The sequence below is a fragment of the Nocardia tengchongensis genome, from assembly GCF_054781395.1.
This window is the reverse complement of sequence record NZ_BAAGUM010000001.1, coordinates 560,583-586,189: the sequence shown is the minus strand read 5'-3', so window position 1 is coordinate 586,189 and position 25,607 is coordinate 560,583. Positions and strand designations below refer to the sequence as shown.

Genomic DNA, 25,607 nt, shown 5'->3' with positions numbered 1-25,607 from the left:
GGACCGATGATTTCCTTTCGCCATCACGCGATTTCGATCGCCGCGGTATTTCTGGCCCTGGCGGTGGGCGTGGTGCTGGGCACCCGTACGCAAGGCGACGGGTTGTTCTCCGGCACGGGCGATCGGCAGCAGGTCGGTGACCTGCGGGCCGAGAACGGCCGGCTGACCGAGCAGGTGAAGGCGGCGGACGCCTTCCTGTCCGGTGCGGCGGGCAAGCTGCTGACCGGTGCTCTGGCCAACCGTTCGGTACTGATCTTCACCACTCCCGACGCCGACAGCGCCGACGTCGACGCCATCAGCGCGGCGCTCACCACCGCAGGGGCCGCGGTCACCGGCCGGGTCGGCCTCAGCGGCGCCTTCACCGACTCCTCCGAAGGCGATCGGCTGCGCACCGCGCTGGTGAACATGGTTCCCGCGGGCGCAAAGCTCAAGGCCGACGCCGTCGATCAGGGCAGCCTCGCGGGCGACCTGCTCGGCCAGGTGCTGCTCACCGATCCCGGCACCGGCCAGTCGCGCGGCACCCAGCAGGAACGCGCCCTGGCCCTGGAGACGCTGCGCGGCGGCGGCTTCCTGACCTTCTCCGACGTGCAACCCGCCCAGCTGGCTGTGGTGGTCACCGGGGACGGCGCGCGGGCCGAGGAGAACAACCGGGGCACCATCATCGCCCGATTCGCCGGCGGGCTGCGCTCGCACAGCGCGGGCGTGGTGCTGGCGGGTCGCTACGGGGCCGCCGACGGGCCGGGCGCGATCGCGGTGGCCCGCTCCGAGGGCGGACTGGCCGCCGTCACCACCGTCGACAACGCCGACCGCGAGATCGGGCGGATCACCACCGTGCTCGGGCTCACCGAGCAGCTGAACGGTGGTACCGGTCGTTACGGCACCGGAGCGAAGGCGACCTCGCTCACAGTCGCGGCCATGCCGCACTGAGTCCGATGAACGGAAAGCCAACGCCCAGCACCGGAAAGGTTGCCCGCGACACGCGGAATCGCGTCGTTCGCGGGCAACAGACGTGCGTGGCATGCGATCGGCATCCGCAAGACGTGTTACCGTGAAGACCCGTGGGTAATTCACGGATTCCGGCGCGCGCGGCCACGAAACACATCTTCGTCAGCGGCGGTGTCGCCTCTTCACTCGGTAAGGGTTTGACCGCCTCCAGCCTCGGTCAACTGCTTACGTCGCGCGGTTTGCGCGTCACGATGCAGAAGCTGGATCCGTACCTGAACGTCGATCCCGGCACCATGAACCCTTTCCAGCACGGTGAGGTGTTCGTGACCGAGGACGGCGCTGAGACGGACCTCGACGTCGGCCACTACGAGCGGTTCCTGGACCGCGATCTGTCCGGGGACGCCAATGTCACCACCGGCCAGGTGTACTCGAAGGTGATCGCCAAGGAACGCCGCGGTGAGTACCTCGGCGACACCGTGCAGGTGATCCCGCACATCACCGACGAGATCAAGAGCCGCATCCTCGCGATGACCGGTCCCGATCTGCACGGGCAGGCCCCGGACGTGGTGATCACCGAGATCGGTGGCACCGTCGGCGATATCGAGTCGCAGCCGTTCCTCGAGGCGGCGCGTCAGATCCGCCACGAGGTGGGCCGCGACAACTGCTTCTTCCTGCACGTCACGCTGGTGCCCTACCTGGGTCCCTCGGGCGAGCTCAAGACCAAGCCGACCCAGCACTCGGTGGCGGCGCTGCGCAATATCGGTATCCAGCCCGACGCGCTGATCCTGCGCTGCGACCGCGATGTGCCGCAGCCGCTCAAGAACAAGATCGCGCTGATGTGCGACGTGGATGTGGACGCCTGCATCTCGACGCCGGACGCGCCGTCGATCTACGACATTCCGAAGGTGCTGCACCGGGAGGGCTTGGACGCCTACGTCGTCCGCAAGCTCGGGCTGCCCTTCCGCGACGTGGACTGGACGGTCTGGGGCGATCTGCTGGATCGCGTGCACAACCCGCGCGAAGAGGTCACCGTCGCGCTGGTCGGCAAGTACGTGGACCTGCCCGACGCCTACCTGTCGGTCACCGAGGCGCTGCGCGCGGGCGGTTTCGCCGCGCGGGCCAAGGTCAACATCCGCTGGGTGCAGTCCGACGAGTGCGAGACCGAAGCCGGTGCGCGCTCGCACCTGGCCGACGTCGACGGCATCCTGATCCCCGGCGGCTTCGGCATCCGCGGCATCGAGGGCAAGGTCGGCGCCATCCGCTACGCCCGCGACCACAAGATCCCGCTGCTGGGCCTGTGCCTGGGCCTGCAGTGCGTGGTCATCGAGGCGGCGCGCTCGGTCGGCATGAAGGACGCCAACTCCGCGGAGTTCGAGCCCGACACCAAGTTCCCGGTCATCTCCACCATGGCGGATCAGGAGCAGATCGTGGCCGGCGAGGCCGACCTGGGCGGCACCATGCGCCTGGGCGCCTATCCGGCTGTGCTGCAGAAGGATTCGCTGGTCGCGCAGGCCTACGGTGAGACCGAGGTCTCCGAGCGGCACCGGCACCGCTACGAGGTCAACAACACCTACCGCGACAAGATCGCCAAGAGCGGCCTGAAGTTCAGCGGCACCTCCCCGAACGGCCACCTGGTGGAGTTCGTGGAGTACCCGAAGGAGCAGCACCCGTTCCTGGTCGCCACCCAGGCGCACCCGGAGCTCAAGTCCCGTCCGACGCGCCCGCACCCGCTGTTCGCGGCGCTCATCTCCGCGGCACTGAATTACAAGGCCGCCGAACGCCTCCCGGTCGAGATCGCGGCCGAGGCGCCCGCCCCGGAAGCCGAGAAGGTCTCCAAGTAGCCCTTCGCCGAGGCTGAATGCCCGAAACCGCCCGAGCGCCGCAGCGCGCCGGGCGGTTTCGCATTTCCGGCCCGGGTGCCGGGGCATGCGGGCGTGGCGTGCACCACGGTGGCGGGGGTGGCGGGTCGGGTGTTTCCTGGCGGCACCGCGATTCGCGCTACGGTTCTGAGATGACGTCCTCCGGTCCGGTTCCCGGTTCACACGAATTCGATGTTCTGTCCAGTCGCACCGTGTATTCGGGGGCGATTCTGGCGCTGCGGCTCGACCAGGTGGTCATGCCCGGCGGGAAGGTGGCGGAGCGGGAGGTGATCGAGCACCACGCGGCGGTCGCGGTGGCGGCGCTGGACGAGGACGAGAATCTGGTGCTGATCAATCAGTATCGGCATCCGATCGGGCGGCGGCTGCTGGAGTTGCCGGCGGGCTTGCTGGACAAGCAGGGGGAGGATCCCCTGGAGGCGGCCAAGCGGGAGTTGGCCGAGGAGACGGGGCTGGCGGCGCGGGAGTGGGCGGTGCTGGTGGACGTGGCGCTGTCGCCGGGGTTCACCGACGAGGCGCTGCGGGTCTATCTCGCGACCGGACTCTACGAAACCGACCGGCCTGACCCGGAAATGGAGGAAGCCGACCTCCAGCTGCTGCGCATGCCCTTGCCCGAGGCCGTGCAAGCCGCGCTGGCCGGTGAGATCACCAATGCCACCGCGGTCGCCGGCGTCACCGCGCTGATGACCGCGCGCGCCACCGGTGCGCAGTTGCGGCCCGCCGACGCGCCGTGGCCGGGCATGCCGACGGCCTTCCTGGACCGCAAGGCGCGGGGGACCTCGGAGTAGGTCCCGATCGGGAAACTTGTTCTGTTCGCCCGGGTTCGGCTGGGAGAGTTCGTCGGTGGCTGCTGCAATGATGTGAGCCGTGCTGAAGCGGCAGATCGACGCGTACCTCGACCACATGGCGGTCGAGCGCGGCGCCGCGCGCAACACGCTCAGCGCCTACCGGCGGGATCTGGGGCGGTACCAGCACTTCCTGTCCGGGCGCGGGGTGGAAACGCTTGCCCGCGTGGCCGAGACGGACATCGCCGACTACATGATCTCGCTGCGGGCGGGGGATCCCGACCATCCCGCCCTGGCCGCCTCGTCGGCGTCGCGGGCCCTGGTCGCCGTGCGCGGACTGCATCGGTTCGCGACGGCCGAGGGGATCACCGACGCGGATGTGGCGCATCCGGTGAAACCTCCCACGCCCGCCCGCCGGCTGCCGAAAGCGCTTCCTTACGACCAGGTTTCACGCCTGCTCGACGCGTCCGGGGGCGACCTCGCCGACGGTCCGCGTGGATTGCGCGATCGTGCGCTGCTGGAATTGCTGTACTCCACCGGTGCGCGCATCTCCGAAATGGTCGGCCTTGATGTGGACGACATCGACGTCACCGAACGCGCTGTCGTGCTGCGCGGCAAGGGCGGCAAGCAGCGCATGGTCCCGATCGGCCGCCCCGCCCTGGCGGCTCTGGACAATTACTTGGTTCGCGGCCGCTCCGCCCTGGCCGCCCGCGGCAAGGGCAACGGCGCCCTGTTCCTCAACCATCGCGGCGGCCGCCTGTCTCGCCAGACCGCTTGGCAGGTCCTGCAATCCGCCGCCGAGCGCGCCGGCATCGCCGCCCAGGTCTCGCCCCACACCCTGCGTCACTCCTTCGCCACCCACCTCCTGGACGGCGGCGCGGACGTCCGGGTCGTCCAGGAACTCCTGGGCCATGCTTCGGTGACGACGACCCAGATCTACACCCTGGTCACCGTCGGGACCCTGCACGAGGTGTGGGCGACCGCACATCCGCGCGCTCGCTGAGCGGAGGCGACACTGCGGGTTTCGCGCGGACCCCGCGTGGGCGGAGCTGTCCCGGAACCGACGCCGCCGCTCCGGGCGCGGCGCAGTTGCGCCGTCACCCGTATCCTCGAATTCCGCCGATTCCGGTTTATCCGTTGCTTCCGGCGCGGAACATGACCCTGAACCCGTAACCTGCTGTGCCACAGTAAAGGAGACGTCTCGGACCGGTCCTCGGCCCGGCTGGGGCGGCTGTACCGGGTCTGAAGTGCAGGTTTAGGGTGCGTGTCCGAACGTTGGTCTCGCGCGAACAGGCGGTAGCGTCTAGGAGGAACCCGATCGCACACGCGGCCGGGTGCGTCGTCTACGGCAGACCGGTGGGCGGGGCAAGGGCAGGAACGTCGAAGGAGCAGCGGACGTGACGACTACCGGTGGTGCGGGCCAGCGGATCGAAACCGCCGCGCAAACGCTGTGGGAGGCACCCGATGTGGTGCACGACGCCAAGCAGGTCGGTCCCACCGGACGCCCGCTGCGCGAGATCCCCGAGCCGCCCGAGCCCGATCACACCGGCCCGGCGCTGATCGTCGCCATGTGCAATCAGAAGGGCGGCGTCGGCAAGACCACCTCGACCATCAATCTCGGTGCGGCGCTGGCCGAATACGGGCGCAAGGTGCTGCTGGTCGATCTGGATCCGCAGGGCGCGCTCTCGGCGGGACTCGGTGTGGCGCACCACGATCTGAACGTCACCGTGCACAACCTGCTCGTCGGACCCGGCAAGGTCAATCCCGACGACGTGCTGATGAGCACCAAGGTCGAGGGCATGGATCTGCTGCCCAGCAATATCGACCTGTCCGCGGCGGAGATCCAGTTGGTCAACGAGGTCGGCCGCGAGCAGACCCTGGGCCGCGCCCTGGCGCCGCTGCGCAACCGCTACGACTACATCCTCATCGACTGCCAGCCGTCGCTGGGCCTGCTCACCGTGAACGCCCTGGCCTGCGCCGACGGCGTCATCATCCCGATGGAATGCGAGTACTTCTCGCTGCGCGGGCTGGCCCTGCTCAACGACACCGTGGAGAAGGTGCGGGACCGGCTGAATCCGGAGCTGACCCTGTACGGCATCGTGGTCACCATGTTCGATGCCCGCCTGTTGCATTCACGTCAGGTCATGACGCGTGTGGTCGAGGTGTTCGGCGACCTCGTGTACGACACGGTGATCTCGCGGACCGTCCGTTTCCCCGACGCCAGCGTCGCCGGTGAGCCCATCACCACCTGGGCCCCGAAATCCGGTGGCGCGGAAGCCTATCGGGCCATGGCCCGGGAAGTAATCCAGCGGTCGGGCCGTTGAGCGATTCTCTCGACTCGGCGTCCGCGCACGATCCGGCGGACGTGGATTTCAGCATGTCCGAGGATGGTGTCGTCGCGGATATCGCGGGTGCGGGCGTGGCGGCCGGTGGCACGGACGCGCCCGGTTCGTCGGTGGTGTCCGATATCGCCGGGTCCGGCGGTCCGGTGGCCGAGCCTGTGGCAGCGGACAAGTCGGATAGTTCGGGCAAGTTCCATTTGAAGCTGGCCAACTTCGAGGGCCCCTTCGACCTGCTGCTGCAACTGATCAGCTCACGCCGCCTGGACGTCACCGAGATCGCGCTGCACAAGGTGACCGACGAATTCATCGCCCACACCAAGGCGCTCACCGCGCGGTTGTCCGAGGTGAAAGGCCTGCGCGCGGACAAGGTGCTCGATCAGACCACCGAGTTCCTGCTGATCGCGGCCACGCTGCTGGATCTGAAGGCGGCGCGACTGCTGCCCTCGGGCGAGGTGTCCGACGAGGACGACCTGGAATTGCTGGAGGCGCGCGACCTGCTGTTCGCGCGGCTGCTGCAATACCGCGCCTTCAAGCAGGTCGCGGAATTGCTGGGCGAGCTGGAGGCCGCGGCGCTGCAACGGTATCCGCGCGCGGTGTCGCTCGAGGAGCGGTATCTGGCGCTGTTGCCGGAGGTTACGCTGGGGGTGGACGCCGCGGGCTTCGCGGAGGTCGCGGCCACCGTGTTCCGGCCGCGTCCGAGACCGCGGGTCGGCCTGGATCACATCCACGCCCACGCCATCTCGATCGCCGAACAGGCGGAGCTGGTCATGGCGATGCTGAAGAGCGCGGGCGCGGGCGGCTGGACGACCTTCCACGAACTCTGCGCCGACTGCGAGCTGCCGATCCAGATCGTGGCCCGCTTCCTCGCGCTGCTCGAGCTCTATCGCGGCAAAACCATCGAGTTCGACCAGCCCGACCCGCTGGGCCCGCTGTCGGTCAGCTGGATCGGCGAGCTCGAGGACCAACCCGAACAACCGGTAACGATCGAAGAGGACTACGGGTGACCGAGGTGCAGAACGTGGGTGACGCCGGGCAGAACCCGCCCTCCGGCGGCGAGACCGCGCCCCAGCCGACCCTGGCCGAGCGGATCGTGGCCGAGGCGGCCGCGGCGGCGAAGGCCCGGGCGGCCGGAGCGGCTGCCGCCGAGGTCACCGAGCCCGCGCGCGACGCCGAAATCACCGAGCACGCGGCCGAGATCACACCGCTCGAGTCCGAGATCACAGTGGCCGAGTCCGAAGTCACAATGCCCGCCGGCGAAGTCACAGCGCCGGCAGCCGAAGTCGCCGCGCCGGCCGAGACCGGGGAGGCCCCCGCGCCGATTCCCTTGGCGGTCGACCCGCAGGAGTTCGACGACGAAGACGAGCTGTCGGAGGTGGAGTTCCGGTCTGCGCTCGAGGCGATGCTGCTGGTGGTGGACGCGCCCGCGCCGACCGAACTGCTGGCCTCGGCGCTGCGGGATCACCCGGTCCGGGTGGAGGCCGCGCTGCGGGAGATGTCGGCGGAATTGACCGCGCGGCGCAGTGGCATGGATCTCAGGTTCGTCGGCGACGGGTGGCGTTACTACACGCGGACGGAATTCGCCCCCTATGTGGAACGTATGCTGTTGGACGGCGCACGTTCGAAGCTCACCCGCGCTGCTTTGGAAACCATGGCTGTCATCGCGTACCGTCAACCGGTTACCCGAGCACGCGTGAGTGCGGTGCGCGGTGTGAACGTGGATGGTGTGATCAGGACCCTGCTGGCGCGGGGGCTGATCGCGGAGGCCGGAGCGGACCCGGAGACCAACGGCACTCTGTACATCACCACCGAACTGTTCCTGGAACGGATCGGGCTTGCGTCACTGGCGGATCTGCCGCCGTTGGCCCCGCTGCTCCCGGGCGTCGACCTGATCGACGAGATCAACGAGAGTCTGGACACCGATCCCCGGTACACCAGGCTGAAGAAACCGGCCGTGGCGGACATCGACCTCGGCACCGAAGACTGAAATTAGGACAACGTGAATACACCCGCTCGCCGAGATGGCACACCGGATCGTAGGAAACGTGGCAGCGAACCGCCTCGCGGCGGTTCCCGTGCCGCCCGAGGCCGGACCGGAGATGATCGGTCCGCCGGCGGCAATTCTTATGGCGGAGCCCGTGGCGGCTCCACGTCGCGCGGCTCGCGCGGCGACTCGCCCTCGTGGGGCGGAAACTCTCGCGGCGATTCCCGCGGCGATTCCCGCGGCGATTCCCGCGGCGGCGCCGGTTCGTACGGTCGTGATTCGGATCGTTCGCGTGGTGGCGCTGGTTCGTACGGTCGTGATTCGGATCGTTCGCGTGGTGGTGCCGGTTCGTACGGTCGTGATTCGGATCGCTCGCGTGGTGGCGCCGGTTCGTATGGCCGTGATTCGGATCGCTCGCGTGGTGGCGCTGGTTCGTACGGTCGTGATTCGGACCGTTCGCGCGGTGGCGCCGGTTCGTACGGTCGTGACTCCGACCGCTCCCGTGGCGGTGCCGCGCCGCGCGGCGAAAGCCAGTGGGGCGCAAGCGGTTCCCGCGGGGGCGCGCCCGCTCGCGGCGGTTCCGGGTTCGGTGGCCAGGGCGGCGCGGGTAACTCCGCGCGCGGCAACCAGTCTCGCGGGATCGGCGGCGGTCGCCCGCTGGCCCCGCACACCTCGCCGACCACGGCCGGCAAGAAGAAGACCGCCAAGCCGGAGCGCAAGATCGTCGCGCCCGTGCTGATCAGCAATGCCAAGCCGGCCCGGCACCAGCATGTGGATCTCGAGGAGCGGGCTCCCAAGAAGCTGCCGTGGGGTGAGGGTGAACGCCTGCAGAAGGTGCTCGCCAAGGCCGGTGTCGCCTCGCGCCGGGTGGCCGAGGACATGATCGATGCCGGGCGCATCGAGGTGGACGGCAAGATCGTGCGCGAGCAGGGTCTGCGCATCGATCCGGAGACCGCGGTGGTGCGGGTCGACGGCGTGCGCGTGGTGATTCGCGCCGAGCAGGTGTACCTGGCGCTGAACAAGCCCAAGGGCTGGCAGTCGACCATGTCCGACGAGATGGGCCGCCCGTGTGTCGGCGATATCGTCGCCGAGCGGGTCGCGGCCGGTCAGCGGCTGTTCCACGTCGGTCGCCTGGACGCCGACACCGAGGGCCTGCTGCTGCTCACCAATGACGGTGATCTCGCGCACCGGCTCATGCACCCGTCGTTCGAGGTGTCGAAGACCTACCTGGCCACCGTCAACGGTGAGGTCCGCAACCGTGAGGTCGGCAAGCAGCTGCGTGACGGCGTCGAACTCGAGGACGGGCCCGCTTCGGTGGACAAGTTCGTGGTGCTCGAGGTCGGCAATGGCAAGTCGCTGGTGAAGGTGGTGCTGCACGAGGGGCGCAAGCACATCGTGCGCCGCCTGCTGGACGCGGTCGGCCACCCGGTGACCGCGCTGGTGCGTACTCACGTCGGGCCGATCGCGCTCGGTGATCAGCGACCGGGCACGCTGCGCGTGCTGGGCCGGGACGAGGTCGGGAAGCTCTACGAGGCGGTGTCGTTGTGAACGGTGTGGGATCTCTGATCGATACGACCGGCGCGCTGACCGGTTCGGCGCGGCTGGTCGTCGCCATGGACGGCCCGTCGGGCACCGGCAAGTCGAGTGTGTCGCGCATGCTCGCGACCCGGCTGCAGGCCAGCTACCTCGACACCGGCGCGATGTACCGGGTGGCGACGTTGCGCGTGCTGCGCAGCGGCGTGGACCTGGACGACGCGGCGGCCATCGCGATCGCGGTGAAGGAACTGCCGTTGACCATCGGCACCGATCCGAGCCGGGAGGTCATCCTGCTCGACGGTGAGGATGTGTCCGGTGAGATCCGCGGCAACGCGGTCACCCAGGCGGTGTCGGCGGTGTCGGCGGTGCCCGAGGTGCGTGAGCAGCTGGTGGCGTTGCAGCGGGAGCTGACCGCGGCGGCGGGGCGAATCGTGGTGGAGGGCCGGGATATCGGCACCACCGTGCTGCCCGCGGCCGACGTGAAGATCTATCTGACCGCTTCGGCGGAGGCGCGCGCCGCGCGCCGCAATGCACAGAACATCGCCGAGGGCCGGGGTGACGATTTCGCGGGTGTGCTGGCCGATGTGCAGCGCCGCGACACCCTGGACTCGACGCGCAAGGTGTCGCCGCTGCGTCCCGCCGAGGACGCGGAGCTGGTGGACACCAGCGATCTGAACAAGGACGAGGTCATCGACGAGCTGTATCGCGTGGTGGCCGCACGGATTTCGGTGGGAGGCTCGCAGTGACGCAGGACACCTTCGCCGGTGATGGGATCTGGTCGGACGAAACCGACTGGGATATCGCCGAATTCGAGGGCGAGCAGGACGCCGAGCACGTTCCGCTCCCGACGGTGGCCATTGTCGGCCGCCCCAACGTCGGCAAGTCGACGCTGGTGAACCGCATTCTGGGGCGCCGCGAGGCGGTTGTGGAGGACATTCCGGGCGTGACCCGGGACCGCATCTCCTACGAGGCCAGCTGGGCGGGTCGCCGTTTCATGGTGCAGGACACCGGCGGCTGGTCGCCCGACGCCAAGGGTCTGCAGCAGTCGGTGGCCCGGCAGGCCGAGGTCGCCATGAGCACCGCCGACGCGATCGTCGTGGTGGTGGACGTCACCACGGGTGCGACGTCCGCCGACGAGGCGGTGGCGAAGACGCTGCGGCGCAGCAAGACTCCGGTCATCCTGGTCGCCAACAAGGTCGACAACCAGAAGCTCGAGGCCGACGCCGCCGAGCTGTGGTCGATGGGTCTCGGTGAGCCGCACATGATCTCGGCCGCGCACGGTCGCGGCACCGGTGATCTGCTGGACGAGATCCTGGCGAAGCTGCCCGAAACTCCCCGCGAGGGCACGGGTATCACCGGCGGTCCGCGTCGCGTGGCGCTGGTCGGCAAGCCGAACGTGGGCAAGTCGTCGCTGCTGAACCGGCTCGCCGGGGAGGAGCGGTCGGTGGTCCACAATGTCGCCGGCACCACCGTCGACCCGGTCGACTCGCTGGTCGAATTGGGCGGCAAGCCTTGGCGTTTCGTGGATACCGCGGGTTTGCGCCGCAAGGTGAGCAATGCTTCGGGCCACGAGTTCTACGCTTCGCTGCGCACCAAGGGCGCCATCGAGGCCGCCGAGGTGGCGGTCATGCTGATCGATGCATCCGAGCCGGTCACCGAGCAGGACCTGCGGGTCATCTCCATGGTGGCCGAGACCGGTCGCGCCCTGGTGATCGCCTACAACAAGTGGGATCTGGTCGACGAGGATCGTCGCGAGATGCTCGAGCGTGAGATCGACCGCGAGATGGTCCAGGTGCGCTGGGCGCAGCGCGTCAACATCTCCGCGCACACCGGTCGCGCCGTCCAGAAGCTGGTTCCCGCCATGGAAACCGCCCTGGAGTCGTGGGACAAGCGCATCTCCACCGGTCGCCTGAACAACTGGCTCAAGGAGGTCGTGGCCGCCACGCCGCCGCCCATGCGTGGTGGCCGCCTGCCGCGCATCCTGTTCGCCACCCAGGCGTCCACCCGCCCGCCGACGTTCGTGCTGTTCACCACCGGCTTCCTCGAGGCGGGTTACCGCCGCTTCATCGAGCGAAAGTTGCGTGAGGAGTTCAATTTCGACGGCTCTCCGGTCCGGGTCAACGTCCGCGTCCGCGAGAAGCGCGACCGCAAGAAGTAGGCCCATCCACGGCATCGGCCCGGGCGACGGTACTCCCGTCGCCCGGGCCGATCTGTATTCGGCGTCGAGTCGTCAGAGCGCCATCTTGCCGTTGTCGACGGTGTAGACGGCGCCGTGCACGGCGGAGGCTTCGTCGGAGCACAGGAAGGTGATGATGTTGGCGACCTGGGCGGGTTCCATCAGGCCGCGAGCGCTGGCGGTCTTGAGGATGAGCTGGTAGTCGGGGTCTTCGGGGAAGGTGAAGTTCTCGAGCAGCGGGGTGGTCATGCCGCCGGGGCACACGGCGTTGATGCGGATGCCCGCGGCGTCGAATTCCAGGGCCATGGCTCGGGTGAGACCGATGAGGCCGTGCTTGGCGGCGCAGTAGCCGGCGGAATACGCCTGGCCTTCCAGGCCCGCGATCGAGGCGACGTTGACGATGCAGCCGGTGCGCTCGAGCAGGTGGGGGAGGGCGGCGCGGGACAGGAAGAACGGCGCGCTCAGGTTCACGGCCAGGTCGCGCTGCCATTCCGCGTCGGTGACCTGGGCGGTGTGGCGCATGGTGTGCGCGCCCGCGGCGTTGACCAGGATGTCGATTCCGCCGAAGCGTTCGACGCAGGCCGCCACCACCTCGGCGGCTGCGGCAGGATCGGCGAGATCGGCCGCGTGCCAGGCGTTTTCGCCTTCCTCGAGGCTGCTCTTCAGTCGTGCCTCGTCGCGTCCGACGCCGAAGACCCGGGCCCCGCCCGCGCTGAGCGACCGGGCCACGGCCTGCCCGAGTCCGGACGACGCTCCGGTCACCACTGCGACGCGGCCGTCGAAACGCCCGCCACCATTACCCGCCATACCCGTCTCCAATCCATCGCCGGGCGGCGCGAAAACGCCGCCAGCTGAAACGGGTTCCAAAATAGACGGGCGGCGCGGTCGTGGCGACCGCGCCGTCCGATGTGGGCTACACCAGTTCGGGGACGCGCAGGTGCGCGAGGGCGAGCTCGAACTCGCTGACCTCGGTCACGGTGATGCCGGCCTGGGAGGTCGCCTTCTCCCGCATCTCCGCGGCCTCCTGCCGGTTGCGGTCCATGGCCTCGGCGTTGTCGAAGATGGCGCAGGAGACGCCGCGCCCCGACGACCGGTCGACCATCAGGCTGGCGCTGCAGAATCCGTCCATCTGTTCCATCGCCGGCAACGCGTACGTCCGGAAGACGTTGATCGAGGAGTCGTATCGATCGGGGTCGTCGCTGCGGGACCAGGTAACCCGGGCGCAGGCGCCGGCACCGGCGTGGTGATCGCGATGCAGCAGCGCGATATCCCATTCCTCGATCAGCGGCCCGTCACCGCCGAAGACGTCCCGGGCGCGATTGCGCAGCGGGCGCACCCGGCTCGCGCTGTCGTGCATGGCGTCCTCGGTCTCCCACGCGGTGGTGACGATGCACCGCCCGGAATCCCGGTCGACCAGCAACGACAGCCCTACCCACCCGGGCATACCAGCCAACTCGGTCATCACTTCATCGCGCATGAATGCAATCCCGGCATCGATAGAGGACAGCCGCGCCTGCATCGTGCTAGAGCGTGCGAACACTCGATACACCTCCTCTGTTGCGGGGGCGGCGCCGGGGTGACGCCACCGACGACCTTCAGCCTGCTCCGACCCGGCCACGGTGGCAACACCGGGGTAATCGCAGGGGATATCGCGTCAGCCCTTCTCTCAGAGCTGCCTCCTCGCGTCGAGCGGTTCACAGTGCGAACCGCCCCCTTCGGAACTTAGCTGATGATTCGCCGAAATGCCCCGGCTGTTGCAGCACCGTGTTCTTGTACACGCCGGACAAGCAGACCGGGTCGAGCGGGCAGACCCGGGTGTACCCGGCGGTGCCGGGGGGCGCGCCGGCGGACGAGCGGCGGAGTGGGGAGCCGGCCGGGTGTGCGGCGTGGTCGGCTGCGCCGGTTCGATCCCCGCGCAGCGGGTATGGTTCGGGGAGTTCTGCGGGGTGTGAAGGACCGAATGGTGCGTGCGGGTACGGAATTCGCGGGGTATCTGATCGAGCGGCAGCTCGGCGGGGGCGGAATGGGGGAGGTGTTTCTCGCCCGGCATCCACGATTGCCCCGGCTGGTGGCGGTCAAGGTGCTGGCGCGGGAGCTGGTCACCCAGCTGGAGACCCGGGCGCGGTTCGAGCGGGAAGCCGAACTCGTTGCGCGACTGGATCATCCGAATGTGGTGGGGGTGCACGATCGGGGCGTCGAGGGCGGGCGGCTGTGGATCGCCATGCAGTACGTGGACGGCGGGGACGCGTCCGCGCTGGACCCGTTCACGCTGCCCGCGGCCGAGGCCGTGCGGATCATCGCCGAGACCGCCAAGGCGCTGGACTACGCGCATTCGATGGGGGTGATCCATCGGGACGTGAAGCCCGCCAATATCCTGCTGACCCGCGCCGCGGCGGGCCAGGAACGGCGAATTCTGCTGACCGACTTCGGGATCGGGCGGTTACGTGACGATTCGGCGCAGATCACCCGGACCGGGATGCTGGCGGCGACGATCACCTACGCCTCGCCCGAACAGCTGTCGGGGGCCGCCCTGGACCCGCGCTCGGATCAGTATTCGCTGGCGTGCACACTGTTTCGGTTGCTCACCGGGTCCACGCCGTATCAGGCCGAGACGGCGGCGGCGGTGGTCGCCGGACACCTGCAGCATCCGGTGCCACGGGTGACCGATCGGCGCCCGGAGCTGCCGGTCGCCCTCGACACGGTCCTCGCGCGGGGGCTGGCCAAACGGCCGGAGGATCGGTTCGAATCCTGTCGGGCGTTCGCGGAGGCTGCGGCGCAGGCACTTTCGGATGTGTCGGAGTCGACGGTACCGCCGGTCGCCCAGGGTGGGGCAGCGCCGAACGTCGCGGTCGCGGGGGCGCTCGGTGCGGCGACCACCACCGTCGCGCCCGCTTCCAGCGAGGACCCCACCGTGCTGGACGGTTCGTCGCCCCTCGGTCGTCGCCGGTCCGGGCGATGGCCGGTGGTCGGTGCCGCGGCCCTGGTCGTGGCGGTGGCCGCAGCGGGAATCGTCTGGGCGACACAGGGTTCCGGATCATCGAACGTGCCCGCGCCCTCGAACCCGATCGGCCCCTACGCCGACACCTATCCCGGCATCGAACCGCTCACACAGATCGACTCGCTCGGCAACAAGGTCGCCGCACCGGTCTCGGTGGAGGATCCCGCGAATGACGGCCGGCTGCCGTGCGACCCGGCCACCATCGCGGCGGCGCTGCCGTTGACAGGCTCGGATGCCGCCCTGGGCCGCACCGTGATCGGCGCGGTGAAGCTGGCCGTCGACCAGTTCGTCAAGGGCGGAAACGTGCAGGGCGGCAACAAGATCTGCCCGATCGCGGTGCGGGAGTTCGACACCGGCGGCGATCAGGCGAAGGCGGCGCGGGCCGCGGAGCAGATCACCGCCGACGACTCGATCGTGGCGGTGATCGGCCCCGCGTTGTCCAAGGAGGTGGTGGCGGCGGGCAAGACCTTCGATGCCGCCGATCTGCCGTTCCTCACCCCGGTGGCGACGAATCCGCTACTGGCGCAATCGGGGTGGAGCGGATTCTTCCGCGGCCTGGCCAACGACAATGCCGAGGGTCCGGCGCTGGGCCGGTACCTGGCGGGCACGGCCCGGTTCTCGCGGGTCTGCGTGGTGCGCGACAGTGGCGGCGGATTCGGGGGATCGCTCGCGGACGGGGTGACCGCCGGGCTCGGCGCCGCGGCGCAGCCGGCGTGCGAGGTCAGCGTGGATCTCGGTGGCGAGGCGGGCGATGCGGTGAACGCCATCGCCGCCGCGCGCCCGGACGCGGTGTTCTACTCCGGTTACCCCGCTGCGGCCGCGACCCTGTTGACGAAGCTCCGAACTGCCGGTGTCACAGCGACTTTCGTCCTCGGCGACGGCAGTTACCACCCCTCCTTCCGGACCGCGGCCGGCCCGGCCGCCACCGGCACCCTGGTCGCCTGTCAGTGCGGCCCGGCCACCGAACGCTTCCTCGACGATTACCGGGCCGCCACCGGTGTCGCCGCGAACGCGTACGCCGCGGAGGCCTACGACCTCACCGCGATCGTGCTTCGCGGCATCGTGTCCGGGCACGCCGGGCGTCCCGAACTGCGCGCTTACCTGCACGGGTACCGCGGTGACGGCATCGCGCACAGCTACGGCTGGGCCACCGGCGGCGAACCGGCCGACCCGCGGATCTGGCTGTACCGCGTCACCTGACCCCGGACCGAGGCGTCCGGGCCGATCAGCTCGGCTCGTCTCCTTCGGGCCGCAGCCGTCGCAGTACGAGAAGGGCTGCCAGACAGCCCACTCCGAGCACGATGGCCGACCAGGCGGCGCGGTCACCGGACGCGTTGCTGCGGTCCGGCAGTGCGGTCAGAGCGTCGCAGCCGCGGTATTCCAGGGTGAGCGCGGCGGTCGGTAGCAGCAGGACGCCGAGTCCCAGTACGGAGCTGGCCGCGGCGCGGGTGGTGACCGCCCCGAAGCTGTATCCGGCCAGGGCCGCGAACAAGCAGCCACCGAGCAGCGCGGACCCCGAATTATGGTGTTGCGCGCCGGAAGCCAGCAGGGCGAAGACGCTGAGCCCGATGATCGCGCACGCGGCGGCGACCGGCGCGGGGCGGGGGAGTGCGACGCCGGCGAGCATCCCGAGCGCGAGGGCGGCGAGGATCGGCGCGATCTTCCAATGGTCGTGAATGGTCGCGATGGCGCCGCCGCTCGCGGTGAGCGCTACCGCGAGCAGGGTGAGCGTGCCGTCGCGGCCCGGCAGCAGCAGCGCGGCGACCAGGGCGGCCGCGACGACGGCGAACAGCCACGCGGCGATGGCGAGGTGGCTCTCGGTTCCGGGCGTGAGCCGCTCGGAGGCCGCGGTGACGGCCGTGATCACTACCGCCGCGGCGAGGATCGGCGCGAAGGGCAGCTGCACCGCGGTCGGGTGCGACGTGGTCCGGGCCCGCTCGGTGACGAGGAAGCAGGCGGCGAGCAGGGCCGCGGCGACGGCGGCGAGCCAGTCCGGCGGCAGATCGACGAAGGCGCGTTCGACCACGGACAGTGCGCCGTTCTCCGCGGCTTGGTTCTCGATGTGGTGGCCGACCAGCACCCCGGTGAGCGCGCCGAGCAGATAGCCGAGGGCCGCGGGCCGGTGTGTCAGGGCCGCGGCCCCGGTGGCGCCGAGCAGCACGCCGGCGCCGAGGGAGTCGACGAAGTTGGCGGTGGCCAGGGTGGTGGAGGTCGAGGTGACCAGCAGGTGGTCGGTGGCCAGCAGCACGGCCGCGACCGTGCCGGTGGCCCAGGCGGTCCGGGTGCCGAACATGCGCACGCACACCGCGGTCACGACCGCGAGGATGGCGCCGGCGGCGGTGGCCCGGGGCAGGGTGACGGTGAGCAGCGTCAACTGCATGGCGGACGAGTCGGTGCTGCACCCGGCGTCGAAGGGCACGATCAAGGACATGCCCGCGACCGCGGCGGCGATGCCTCCGCCCGCCGTGTCGAGGGCCGCGCGATACCGCTGCACGGGCGGCTCCCAGGAGTCGATGATCAGTTACCGTGTGGCAACCGTAACAGCGGTGGCCCTCAGCGCGGGTGGCGGCGGGCCGCCCGGTCGACCGCGAACTCGCGGAAGCGGCGCACCGCCTCGGACGGCGTGGCGGTCGCCGACCAGATCAGCCCGACATCGCGCGACGCGCCCGCGTCGGCGAGCGGGACCACCGCCAGATCCGGCGGTATCGGTTCGTCCTCGGGTACCAGCGCCACCCCGAGCCCGGCCGCCACCAGCCCGCGCACGGTCACCAGATCACTGGCTTCGAAGGCGATGCGCGGCCGCACCCCGGCCGCCGCGCACAGTTCGTCGAAGATGCGCCGCATCCCGAATCCTGGATGCATGGTGATGAATTCGGCGTCGGCCAGTTCGCCGATCCGGGTGTGACGCTGTCCGGCCAGCCGGTGGTCGGCCGGAACCGCCAGCACCAGTGGCTGATTCAGTAGGGTGCGCCACCCGAGGCCGGGTTCGCCGGGTCGCGGGGAGACCAGTGCCAGGTCGGCTTCCCCGTCGAGCACCTGGCGGGTGATGACCTCGGCCGCTCCCTGGTGGAGGCGGAAGTCGACCCGGCCCGCCCCGCGCCGGAATTCGGCGATCAGCCGGGGTGCGAGCCGCCCGCCGAAGGAGTGCAGGAACGACAGCCGCACCACGCCTTTGGCCGGATTGATGCGGTCGGCGAGCGCCTGTTCCCCGGCATGCAGTTCGGCGCGGGCCCGGCGGGCGTGCTCGTAGTAGAGGCGGCCGTACTCGTTGAGCCGGATGCGTTTGCCGTGCCGGTCGAACAGGGGAGCCCCGAGCCGCTGTTCCAGCCGGGCGAGCATGCGCGACAGGGTGGGCTGGGCCAGGTGCAGCCGGTCCGCGGCCGCACTCACGTTCTCCGTTTCGGCGAGTGTCGTGAACCACTCCAGATCCGCACCGAGCACGCCGCCTCCTCGCTATATGCGCTGACAGCATGACGATACCTCGCATCATGCATTTCCGTTCTAAGTGCCGGTCGCGCACCCTGGATCCCACACCCCGATTCACCCTGGGAGGACCCGATGACGAGCGCAGGAACACGTCGGCCGCTCGTGTCCGGCAGCCCTCGTGACGCGCACGAGAAGCGGGTGACGGCGGCGCTTTTCGCGGCCGGCCTGACCACCTTCGCCGCCATGTACTCGACCCAGTCCCTGCTGCCGAGCCTGTCGGCGGCCTTCGATGTCACGCCCGCGCACGCTGCCCTCGCGGTCTCGCTGACCACGGGATTGCTTGCGCTGGCGATCATTCCGGCGGGCGTGTTGTCGGCGCGGATCGGCCGCACCCGGGTGCTGATCGGGTCGGCGGTGGCGGCCGCGCTGCTGGGATTGCTGCTGCCGTTGTGCCCGACGATGGACACGCTGCTGGCGGTGCGCGCGGTGCAGGGTGTCGCGCTGGCGGGGGTGCCCGCGGTGGCCATGGCGTATCTGGCCGAGGAGGTCGGGTCGGCCGGGCTGGGTTCGGCGATGGGGGTCTACATCGCCGGCACCACTATCGGCGGTCTGGCGGGCCGGTTGATTCCGTCGCTCGTGCTGGGGCTGACCTCGTGGCGGTGGGCCGAGTTGGCGGTGTCGCTGGCGGTGGCGGCGGGCGCGGTGTGGTTCGCGCGCACACTGCCCGCCTCGCGTGGATTCGCCGCGCGCCCGGCCGGTTTCGGGGTGATGCTCGGCGATCTCGCCCGGCAGCTGCGGCTTCCGCGCCTGGCCGCGCTGTTCGGGCTGGCGTTCCTGCTGATGGGCAGCTTCGTCTCGGTCTACAACTACCTGGGCTACCGCCTGACCCATCGCCCGTTCGGCCTGCCCGCGGCGGTGGTCGGCCTGGTGTTCGTGCTCTATCTGGCGGGCACCGCGGCCTCCGCGTATGCCGGGCGCCTCGCCGATCGCCGCGGCCATCACCGGATCCTGGTGGGCTCGCTGTCGTTGATGGCCCTCGGTGTGGTGGTGACGATTCCGGACCGGCTGAGCCTGGTGCTGATCGGCATCCTGCTGTTCACCACCGGCTTCTTCGGCGCGCACACCGCGGCCAGCGCCTGGGTCGGCACGATGGCCGACAACCGCGGCGCCGCATCGTCTCTGTACATGTTCGCCTATTACCTGGGCAGTGCGGTGGTGGGCAGCGCGGCCGGGATCGCCTACGTCGCGGGCGGCTGGATCGGCCTGGTGGCCTGCGTGGCGGCGCTTCTCGTCGTCGCCGCGCTACTGCTGGTCACGGCCGGACGTCCGGCTGCCGCGAGCCGATCCTGACCGATGCTCCGCGGCCGGCGAAGTTCAGGGCGCCGCGCTGTCGTCGAGCGCGGGGCAGCCGGGGTTGGGGCTGTCCTCGGTGATCTCGGTCGGTTCCGTGCAGACGGGCAGGGGCGTCGGAGGTTCGATGCGCACCTGGGTGACGGCAGGCGCATGCGCAGCCGGACCGGCGACGGCGGGCACGGCGCCGTAGACGAAAGCGGTGGCCAGCCCGGTCAGGATCAGCACCATGGCCGCGGCGGCCAGCGTGGGGAAGGCGGCGGTGGAACGCGCCCACGCGACGATACCCATGGCGCTCACCTCCTCTGAGGCCATGGTCGGTTCACCCGCGGTCGCGGTCAAGCCGGTGGACGCGGCGTTTGCACGATATTTACGCGGGACCGGTCGTGGCCCCGATGTCGTTCGCCCTCAGTGTGATCGGGCCGACACCCTGATCATGCGCCCGTGTTGGTGTCGATGAAGACCTGGTAACCGTCCAGCAACCGGTCCAGCGCGAATCCGAAATCGGCTTCTTCCCAGTGCATGTCGTCGCTGTCGAAGGCCCGGTTGGTGAGGGCGCTGGTGACGGCGGGGAACCGGTGCGGGTCCAGGACGGTGGTGAGGATGCCGGTGTAGTCCTGGTCCTGGGTGTGCCCGATGGCATCGCGCAGGAAGCGGGTGCGGCCGATGACGTAGATCGAAAGGTTCACCAGCAGTTGGAGTTTGAGGGCCTCGGGGATGGGGACCTCGGCGAGGGTGTTCATGCCCGCCTCCAGCCAGGCCATGTTGTTCGGGCCCAGTGGGGGAGTGGTCATGGGGATGTCGAGCCACCAGTCGTGGGCGCGGATGGCGTGGAATTCGGCCCAGGCCCAGGCTTCGAGTCCGGCGCGCCAGCCGGCGGGCAGCTCCGGGGTGAGGTCGAAGATGCGGTCGTGCAGCAGCACGACGAGGGTGTCCTTGCTGTCGACGTAGCGGTACAGCGACATGGTGGTGAACCCGAGTTCCTTGGCGACGCGCGCCATGGACAGCGCCGCGAAGCCTTCGGCGTCGGCGATGGCGGTGGCCGTGTCGAGGATCTGCTCGAGGCTCATCGCGCGTTTGGGGCCGCGACTGCCCGCCTCGTCCAGATCCCAGAGCAGTTTGACCGACTTGGGCAGGGCTTGCGGGTCGGGCGTCATCGGACCTCCTGTCGTGGTGTCGGCTTCCATCTTGCGCCATCGAAGAAACTGTGTAGCCTATAAACAGAGTATATGGCATACACAGTTTCTGAACGGAGTCGCCATGACCACATCCGGACCCGCGCCCGCCATCGAGGTGAACGGGCTCGTCAAATCCTTCGGTGACCAGCCCGTCCTGCGCGGCATCGACGTCACCGTGCCCACCGGCACCGTGTTCTCACTGCTGGGCCCCAACGGCGCGGGCAAGACCACCATGGTCCGCATCCTCACCACCCTGGACCGGGCCGACGGCGGGCGGCTGCGGGTGGGCGGCCACGATCCGGCGCGGGCGGCGGACGCGGTGCGCGCGGCCATCGGCGTCACCGGCCAGTTCGCCGCGGTGGACGAGATCCTCACCGGCGCCGAGAATCTGCGGCTCATGGGGCGGCTGCTGCACCTGGGATCCCGCGAAACCGGTAGGCGCACAGCGCGATTGCTGGAACAGTTCGAGCTCACCGAGGCCGCCGGCAAGCGCGCCGGCTCCTACTCCGGAGGCATGCGCCGCCGCCTGGACATCGCCATGAGCCTGATGGGGCAGCCGCGCATCGTGTTCCTCGACGAGCCCACGACCGGATTGGATCCGCGCAGCCGCCGCGACCTGTGGCGGGTGATCCGGGGGCTGGTCGCCGACGGCGTGACCATCTTCCTCACCACCCAGTATCTGGAGGAGGCCGATCAATTGGCCGACCGCATCGCCGTTCTCGACGGCGGCCGCATCGTCGCCGAGGGCCGGCCCGACGAGTTGAAGCGCCTCGTGCCCGGCGGTCACCTGCGCCTGGGCTTCGCCGACGAGCACGGGCTGGCGGCCGCCGCGCGCGCACTGCCGGTGGCCGAGATCGACGGCGAGGCGCTGGCGCTGCGGGTGCCCTCCGACGGCAGCGTCGGCGATATCCGCACCCTGCTCGACCATTTCGACGATCACGCCGTGGCCATCGACCAGCTCTCCATTCACACTCCCGACCTCGACGACGTCTTCTTCGCACTCACCGGCAATTCCGTGAAAGGCGCTGCGTAATGCGTACTCTCGTGCACTCCGCCCAGGACTCCGCCACCATGGTCGGGCGCAATCTGCGCCATACCCTGCGCAGTCCGGACACCATGATCATGACCATCGCCGTGCCGGTCAGCATTCTGCTGATGTTCGTGTACGTATTCGGCGGCGCGATGAATGTCGGCGGCTCCTATATCGACTACGTCGTGCCCGGAATCATTCTGCTGTGCGCGGGTTTCGGATCGGGCGCGACGGCGGTGGCGGTGGCCACCGATGCCTCCAGCGGTATCGTTGATCGCTTCCGGGCCATGGCCGTCTCGCGCGGTGCGGTGCTGACCGGGCACGTGCTGGAGAGTGTGTTGCGCAATCTGCTCACCAGTTCGGTGGTGGTGCTGGTGGCGGTGGCGATCGGCTTCCGGCCCGCGGCCGACCCGGTGCGCTGGCTCGCGCTGGCGGGCGTGCTGGCGTGCTTCGTGGTGGCGCTGTCGTGGGTGGCGGCCGCGCTCGGCCTGCTGGTGTCCAATCCCGAAGCGGCCAACGGCTTCATGTTCTTCTTCATGTTCCTGCCGTACGTGAGCAGCGCTTTTGTGCCGACCCACACGTTGCCGAGCTGGCTGCGCGGGTTCGCCGCGCATCAGCCGGTCACCTCGGTCACCGAGACTGTGCGGGGTCTGCTGATGGGTACGCCGGTGGGGGATTCCGCGCCGACGGCACTGGCCTGGTGCGCGGGTCTGGCGCTGGCCGGCTACCTGGCCGCTGCGGCGTTGTCGCGCCGCACGGCATCTAGCTGAGATACCTCTACGCTGATATGCGCATCAACGCATGAGATTTCGGCCGAGTCATCCTAAGTCGGGAGCGGTGTGCGAGACCGGGGCACGGAGATGAATGTTGGGTTTCGCACACTTCCTAACAAGCAAACGCTTGGGTTGATAACGTCGATAGTGCAGGAGGACGGTGACGGGCATCTGTCGCAACGCAGCGACGTCCGTACGCTGAACCGGACCGCGCATGCGCGGCCGTCGGAGCTAATCAATGGGGATCTGACCCGGGGGCAATTCAATTCGGCTCGACGTTGTTTCGAAAGCGTCGTGCGATGTCGTTGCGTGCTGCCCGTCCCCGGCAAAGCAATCGACAGGAATGGCGCATGACCGAGAACAAGGTAATCCCCGATCCGAACCACCCGCTGCTGCCGCTCGCGCGGGCCTACACCGACTACTTCACTCCCACCGTCGTCGGTCTGGAGAATCTGCCGGTGTCGGGGCCGGCGTTGGTGATCGGCAATCACTCGTCCATCTACTGGGCCCCGGAGGTGTGGATCACCTTCATGGCCATGCTGGAGCACCGGCCCGACGAGCCCAGCTACGGTGTCGCCCACGACATCCTCTTGCGCGCACCGGTTCTCGGTGAGAGCCTGCGCCAGTTCGGCGTCATCGCGGCCTCGCGCGAATCCGCGGCCAAGGGCCTCAAGGACGGCGGCGCGGTCATGGTGTACCCCGGCGGCGACTGGGAGGCGTGCCGCCCGTGGACCGATCGCGGCAAGATCGACTTCGCCGACCGCAAGGGCTTCATCCGCCTGGCACTGGAACTGGGGGTTCCGGTGATTCCCGCGGTGGCCAACGGCGGCCACGACTCGATCTTCGTGCTCAGCCGCGGCGAACGCACCGCGAAGTTGCTGCAGCTCGATAAACTGGTGCGCGCCAAGGTGTTTCCGTACACCCTGGGCCTGCCGTTCGGTGTGGCCCCGATCCTGCCGCAGATCCCGCTGCCCGCGTCGGTGACGGTGAGCTTCCTGCCCGCCCTGGACTGGTCCACCGAGCCCGGCGACCCGGACGACGCGAAGCTGATCGACGGCTACTACACCCGCACCGTCGAGACCATGCAGACCGAGCTCGACCGGCTGCGCGCCGAGACCCCCAACCCGGTGGTCGCCGGCCTCAAGAAGCACGCGGCCGGCCTGCCCGGACCGCTGAAGGGCCTGGCGGATCTGCTGTGAGCCGACGCTTCCGCTGTAGGGGGACAGCGGTTTTCGCCGGATGAGCCATCGAGGATGTCGTACGCGGGCCGGACCCGCGCACGGCATCCTCGCTCGGTTTCGGGCCCCGAATTCGTTCCGGCGCTGCTGACACGTTCTCGCCCGCCGATGTGGTTAACTCGCGGCAAGCGCCAGGCGGGCGACTGCCGGGCCCGGAGCCGGGCGTCCGGAACGCATCCACCGTCCCCGGACGTTGCCTCAGGGAGCCGAGAGGGTGGAAGACATGGTGCGCCTGGTGCATTCGGTGGCCCCCGCGCTGGCGGCGGTAGGGGCGCTCGCGGTCGCGCTGGTGGCGCCGGCCCTGCTGTCCGCCGCGGTGCCCGCCCGCCTGACCGACGTGCCGGCGGGCACGAGCATCACACTGACCGCCACCGGCATCGGGGCCGTGCACGGCGGCGCGGACCCGGCCAATGCGATCGTGTTCCTGGTGCCCGAGCCGATGCGGCGGCAGGCCACCGGCGACGAATCGGTCGCGGTCCTGAAATCCGGCGACGGCGAACAGCGGGTGTCGGTGTCGGTGACCGACGGCATCACCGATTTCGCCACGGCCGCACCCCGCATGCTGCTGCCCCTGCGCGCGGCGGGTGTCGCCGCGCGCTTCGACGGCGGCGTCGTGGACGCCGGCGAATTCCACGGCCTCACCTGCGAATTGCCCGACACCGCCGGCGGGGTGTGCGCGGTGGCCGCCAGCGGTGACGTCGGCGTCACCATCCTGGTCACCGGTCCTACCCGCGAGGCCGGACTTCACCTGATCGCCGAAGTCCTGAACTCGACCAAGGCGGTGGAGGCGTGAGCGAACCAGCTCCGGGGCAGCACGGCACCAGCATTGCGGCGCCTACCGGACGGGAGGGCCTGAGCTGGTTCCAGCCACGTTCGGCGCTGTTCTGGGTGTATTGCCTGGCGGTCCTGATGGGGCCGTTGCTGTTTCTGATGCAGGCCGCGGGCCAGGTGTGGTTCGCGGGTGCGGCGGCGCTGGCCGCATTGCCGATCACGGCGGTCACGCTGGTGGTGATCGGGCGAATCCTGTTCGCGCTGGACCCTTTCCGGGCGCGCCGGCATCTGGTGGCGCCGATGGTGATGGGCGCGATCTGGGGTGCGACGGTGTGGACCGGGCTGGCGATGTGGGCCAATGACCATCTCAGCCGGGCCGTCACGAATCTGTTCGGGGACCGGTTCGCGGTCAGCTGGAGTGCGGCGATCACCGCGCCCATCGACGAGGAGTACATCAAGGCGATCGGAATCGCGGTGGTGGCCATGCTGTTCCGGGCGCGGCTGACGCGGCCGATGCACGGCCTGCTGCTCGGGGCCTCGGTCGGGCTGGGCGCGCAGATCGCGGAGGACTGCCTGTACAGCACCCAGACCGCGTTGTCGTCGCCGCAGACGCCGGTGGCGGATGTGCTGCTGGTGGCGGTGCTGCGGCTGGTCACCGCGCTCACCTCGCATTGGGCGATGTCGGCGCTGGCGGGTGTCGGCATCGTGGTCGCCTTGATTCGTACCGACCGGTCGTGGCCTTGGCGGCTGGGCGTCTTCGCGCTGTTCTACGCGCTGGCCTTCACCATGCACGTGCTCTTCGACGCTCCGCGCCCGCCCGGTCCCGCCCTGCTGTCGACCTATCTGCCGATTCTGCTCGACTTGGTCATCTTCGCGCTCGCCTACGCCTGGGTGCTGGCGACCGAGCGACGCTGGTTCCGCGCCCTCATCGCCCGCCCGGCCGCGCGCGGCATCGGATCGGAGCTCGGGTTGACCCCGCTGCTCACCTACCACCGCCGGCGCGAGGCCCGGGCCGCCCTGCGGCGTTCGACGGGCTGGACCCGCAAGCAAGCGCTGGCCTACGAGCGCGGTCTGCTGGACCGGATCACCGCTTTGGATACTCCTGGGCTATCGTCGCTGCCGGGTGATGGCGGTCCCAGTTCGGGTGTCCTGCCGGACGGCTCCGTAGTCCGATATCGCTGGTAGATGAATTGTCGCGTGC

The 25,607-nt window shown here is 69.6% G+C and carries 23 protein-coding genes; 17 read left to right on the top strand and 6 right to left on the bottom strand.

Features of this window, described 5'->3' with window-relative positions; genetic code table 11:
• Nucleotides 1-6: 6 nt before the first annotated feature.
• From ACYVKL_RS02745 to der, 10 genes are all read left to right on the top strand, one after another.
• The gene (locus tag ACYVKL_RS02745) at nt 7-927 is read left to right on the top strand and encodes a copper transporter (RefSeq protein ID WP_379173609.1); all 921 of its coding nucleotides are present in this window, start codon (nt 7-9) and stop codon (nt 925-927) included.
• 131 nt (nt 928-1,058) lie between these two features.
• Nucleotides 1,059-2,786, top strand: a complete 1,728-nt coding sequence (locus ACYVKL_RS02740) for a CTP synthase (protein ID WP_357201753.1) — start codon at nt 1,059-1,061, stop codon at nt 2,784-2,786.
• Between the two features lie 170 nt (nt 2,787-2,956).
• Nucleotides 2,957-3,610 (top strand): NUDIX domain-containing protein, encoded by a 654-nt coding sequence (locus ACYVKL_RS02735; protein ID WP_379173607.1) that lies wholly within the window; start codon nt 2,957-2,959, stop codon nt 3,608-3,610.
• 79 nt (nt 3,611-3,689) lie between these two features.
• The gene (gene xerD, locus ACYVKL_RS02730) at nt 3,690-4,610 is read left to right on the top strand and encodes a site-specific tyrosine recombinase XerD (protein ID WP_379173605.1); all 921 of its coding nucleotides are present in this window, start codon (nt 3,690-3,692) and stop codon (nt 4,608-4,610) included.
• A gap of 424 nt (nt 4,611-5,034) precedes the next feature.
• Nucleotides 5,035-5,931 carry a ParA family protein gene (locus tag ACYVKL_RS02725; protein ID WP_379173640.1) on the top strand — a complete coding sequence of 299 codons (897 nt, stop codon included), beginning with the start codon at nt 5,035-5,037 and terminating at the stop codon, nt 5,929-5,931.
• A 53-nt stretch (nt 5,932-5,984) separates the two neighbouring features.
• Nucleotides 5,985-6,953: a segregation and condensation protein A gene (locus ACYVKL_RS02720; protein ID WP_379173603.1), complete on the top strand. Its 969-nt coding sequence runs from the start codon at nt 5,985-5,987 to the stop codon at nt 6,951-6,953.
• A 239-nt stretch (nt 6,954-7,192) separates the two neighbouring features.
• Nucleotides 7,193-7,933 carry an SMC-Scp complex subunit ScpB gene (scpB, locus tag ACYVKL_RS02715; RefSeq protein ID WP_379173638.1) on the top strand — a complete coding sequence of 247 codons (741 nt, stop codon included), beginning with the start codon at nt 7,193-7,195 and terminating at the stop codon, nt 7,931-7,933.
• 729 nt (nt 7,934-8,662) lie between these two features.
• Nucleotides 8,663-9,478, top strand: coding sequence for a pseudouridine synthase (locus tag ACYVKL_RS02710; protein ID WP_357201744.1), 816 nt, complete (start codon nt 8,663-8,665; stop codon nt 9,476-9,478).
• A 65-nt stretch (nt 9,479-9,543) separates the two neighbouring features.
• On the top strand, nt 9,544-10,212 hold the full coding sequence (cmk, locus tag ACYVKL_RS02705) for a (d)CMP kinase (protein ID WP_379173636.1): 669 nt from the start codon (nt 9,544-9,546) through the stop codon (nt 10,210-10,212).
• Nucleotides 10,209-11,624, top strand: a complete 1,416-nt coding sequence (der, locus tag ACYVKL_RS02700; RefSeq protein ID WP_213554717.1) for a ribosome biogenesis GTPase Der — start codon at nt 10,209-10,211, stop codon at nt 11,622-11,624. The genes cmk and der overlap by 4 nt, the downstream gene beginning before the upstream one ends.
• Before the next feature lie 72 nt (nt 11,625-11,696).
• Here the strand turns inward: der and ACYVKL_RS02695 are convergent, their stop codons facing one another.
• Both ACYVKL_RS02695 and ACYVKL_RS02690 read right to left on the bottom strand, forming a co-directional pair.
• Nucleotides 11,697-12,449 carry an SDR family NAD(P)-dependent oxidoreductase gene (locus ACYVKL_RS02695; RefSeq protein ID WP_379173601.1) on the bottom strand — a complete coding sequence of 251 codons (753 nt, stop codon included), beginning with the start codon at nt 12,447-12,449 and terminating at the stop codon, nt 11,697-11,699.
• A 106-nt stretch (nt 12,450-12,555) separates the two neighbouring features.
• Entirely contained in the window at nt 12,556-13,182 is a 627-nt protein-coding gene (locus tag ACYVKL_RS02690) for a hypothetical protein (protein WP_379173599.1), read from the bottom strand.
• Nucleotides 13,183-13,602: 420 nt separating this feature from the next.
• Here ACYVKL_RS02690 and ACYVKL_RS02685 point away from each other — a divergent pair, with 420 nt between their 5' ends.
• On the top strand, nt 13,603-15,840 hold the full coding sequence (locus ACYVKL_RS02685; protein ID WP_379173634.1) for a bifunctional serine/threonine-protein kinase/ABC transporter substrate-binding protein: 2,238 nt from the start codon (nt 13,603-13,605) through the stop codon (nt 15,838-15,840).
• Between the two features lie 25 nt (nt 15,841-15,865).
• Here ACYVKL_RS02685 and ACYVKL_RS02680 read toward each other — a convergent pair whose 3' ends face one another.
• Both ACYVKL_RS02680 and ACYVKL_RS02675 read right to left on the bottom strand, forming a co-directional pair.
• Complete coding sequence (locus ACYVKL_RS02680; RefSeq protein WP_379173597.1) at nt 15,866-17,134, bottom strand: hypothetical protein; 1,269 nt, start codon at nt 17,132-17,134, stop codon at nt 15,866-15,868.
• Between the two features lie 59 nt (nt 17,135-17,193).
• Nucleotides 17,194-18,081, bottom strand: a complete 888-nt coding sequence (locus ACYVKL_RS02675; RefSeq protein WP_213554722.1) for a LysR family transcriptional regulator — start codon at nt 18,079-18,081, stop codon at nt 17,194-17,196.
• 117 nt (nt 18,082-18,198) lie between these two features.
• Here ACYVKL_RS02675 and ACYVKL_RS02670 point away from each other — a divergent pair, with 117 nt between their 5' ends.
• Nucleotides 18,199-19,416: an MFS transporter gene (locus ACYVKL_RS02670; protein ID WP_379173594.1), complete on the top strand. Its 1,218-nt coding sequence runs from the start codon at nt 18,199-18,201 to the stop codon at nt 19,414-19,416.
• Between the two features lie 24 nt (nt 19,417-19,440).
• Here the strand turns inward: ACYVKL_RS02670 and ACYVKL_RS02665 are convergent, their stop codons facing one another.
• Together ACYVKL_RS02665 and ACYVKL_RS02660 are read right to left on the bottom strand one after the other, a co-directional pair.
• Nucleotides 19,441-19,707 carry a hypothetical protein gene (locus ACYVKL_RS02665; protein WP_379173592.1) on the bottom strand — a complete coding sequence of 89 codons (267 nt, stop codon included), beginning with the start codon at nt 19,705-19,707 and terminating at the stop codon, nt 19,441-19,443.
• 143 nt (nt 19,708-19,850) lie between these two features.
• The gene (locus ACYVKL_RS02660) at nt 19,851-20,573 is read right to left on the bottom strand and encodes a TetR/AcrR family transcriptional regulator (RefSeq protein WP_379173590.1); all 723 of its coding nucleotides are present in this window, start codon (nt 20,571-20,573) and stop codon (nt 19,851-19,853) included.
• Between the two features lie 103 nt (nt 20,574-20,676).
• On the opposite strand from ACYVKL_RS02660, the gene ACYVKL_RS02655 reads away from it, so the two are divergent.
• The 5 genes from ACYVKL_RS02655 (at nt 20,677) to ACYVKL_RS02635 (ending at nt 25,591) form a co-directional block, all read left to right on the top strand.
• Nucleotides 20,677-21,627 carry an ATP-binding cassette domain-containing protein gene (locus ACYVKL_RS02655; RefSeq protein ID WP_379173588.1) on the top strand — a complete coding sequence of 317 codons (951 nt, stop codon included), beginning with the start codon at nt 20,677-20,679 and terminating at the stop codon, nt 21,625-21,627.
• Complete coding sequence (locus ACYVKL_RS02650; RefSeq protein WP_379173586.1) at nt 21,627-22,394, top strand: ABC transporter permease; 768 nt, start codon at nt 21,627-21,629, stop codon at nt 22,392-22,394. Before ACYVKL_RS02655 ends, ACYVKL_RS02650 begins: the two co-directional genes overlap by 1 nt.
• 353 nt (nt 22,395-22,747) lie before the next feature.
• Entirely contained in the window at nt 22,748-23,596 is an 849-nt protein-coding gene (locus ACYVKL_RS02645) for a lysophospholipid acyltransferase family protein (protein ID WP_379173584.1), read from the top strand.
• A gap of 253 nt (nt 23,597-23,849) precedes the next feature.
• The gene (locus tag ACYVKL_RS02640) at nt 23,850-24,428 is read left to right on the top strand and encodes a hypothetical protein (protein ID WP_379173582.1); all 579 of its coding nucleotides are present in this window, start codon (nt 23,850-23,852) and stop codon (nt 24,426-24,428) included.
• The gene (locus ACYVKL_RS02635; protein WP_379173580.1) at nt 24,425-25,591 is read left to right on the top strand and encodes a PrsW family glutamic-type intramembrane protease; all 1,167 of its coding nucleotides are present in this window, start codon (nt 24,425-24,427) and stop codon (nt 25,589-25,591) included. Before ACYVKL_RS02640 ends, ACYVKL_RS02635 begins: the two co-directional genes overlap by 4 nt.
• The last annotated feature ends 16 nt before the right edge of the window (nt 25,592-25,607 follow it).

Bases quoted from the DNA above. Each gene is read 5' to 3' on its own strand.
- ACYVKL_RS02745 (WP_379173609.1), top strand. From the start codon at position 7: ATGATTTCCTTTCGCCATCACGCGATTTCGATCGCCGCGGTATTTCTG.
- ACYVKL_RS02735 (WP_379173607.1), top strand. From the start codon at position 2,957: ATGACGTCCTCCGGTCCGGTTCCCGGTTCACACGAATTCGATGTTCTG.
- ACYVKL_RS02720 (WP_379173603.1), top strand. From the start codon at position 5,985: ATGTCCGAGGATGGTGTCGTCGCGGATATCGCGGGTGCGGGCGTGGCG.
- scpB (WP_379173638.1), top strand. From the start codon at position 7,193: ATGCCCGCCGGCGAAGTCACAGCGCCGGCAGCCGAAGTCGCCGCGCCG.
- cmk (WP_379173636.1), top strand. From the start codon at position 9,544: ATGGACGGCCCGTCGGGCACCGGCAAGTCGAGTGTGTCGCGCATGCTC.
- ACYVKL_RS02695 (WP_379173601.1), bottom strand. From the start codon at position 12,449: ATGGCGGGTAATGGTGGCGGGCGTTTCGACGGCCGCGTCGCAGTGGTG.
- ACYVKL_RS02685 (WP_379173634.1), top strand. From the start codon at position 13,603: ATGGTGCGTGCGGGTACGGAATTCGCGGGGTATCTGATCGAGCGGCAG.
- ACYVKL_RS02670 (WP_379173594.1), top strand. From the start codon at position 18,199: ATGACGAGCGCAGGAACACGTCGGCCGCTCGTGTCCGGCAGCCCTCGT.
- ACYVKL_RS02665 (WP_379173592.1), bottom strand. From the start codon at position 19,707: ATGGGTATCGTCGCGTGGGCGCGTTCCACCGCCGCCTTCCCCACGCTG.
- ACYVKL_RS02660 (WP_379173590.1), bottom strand. From the start codon at position 20,573: ATGACGCCCGACCCGCAAGCCCTGCCCAAGTCGGTCAAACTGCTCTGG.
- ACYVKL_RS02655 (WP_379173588.1), top strand. From the start codon at position 20,677: ATGACCACATCCGGACCCGCGCCCGCCATCGAGGTGAACGGGCTCGTC.
- ACYVKL_RS02650 (WP_379173586.1), top strand. From the start codon at position 21,627: ATGCGTACTCTCGTGCACTCCGCCCAGGACTCCGCCACCATGGTCGGG.
- ACYVKL_RS02645 (WP_379173584.1), top strand. From the start codon at position 22,748: ATGACCGAGAACAAGGTAATCCCCGATCCGAACCACCCGCTGCTGCCG.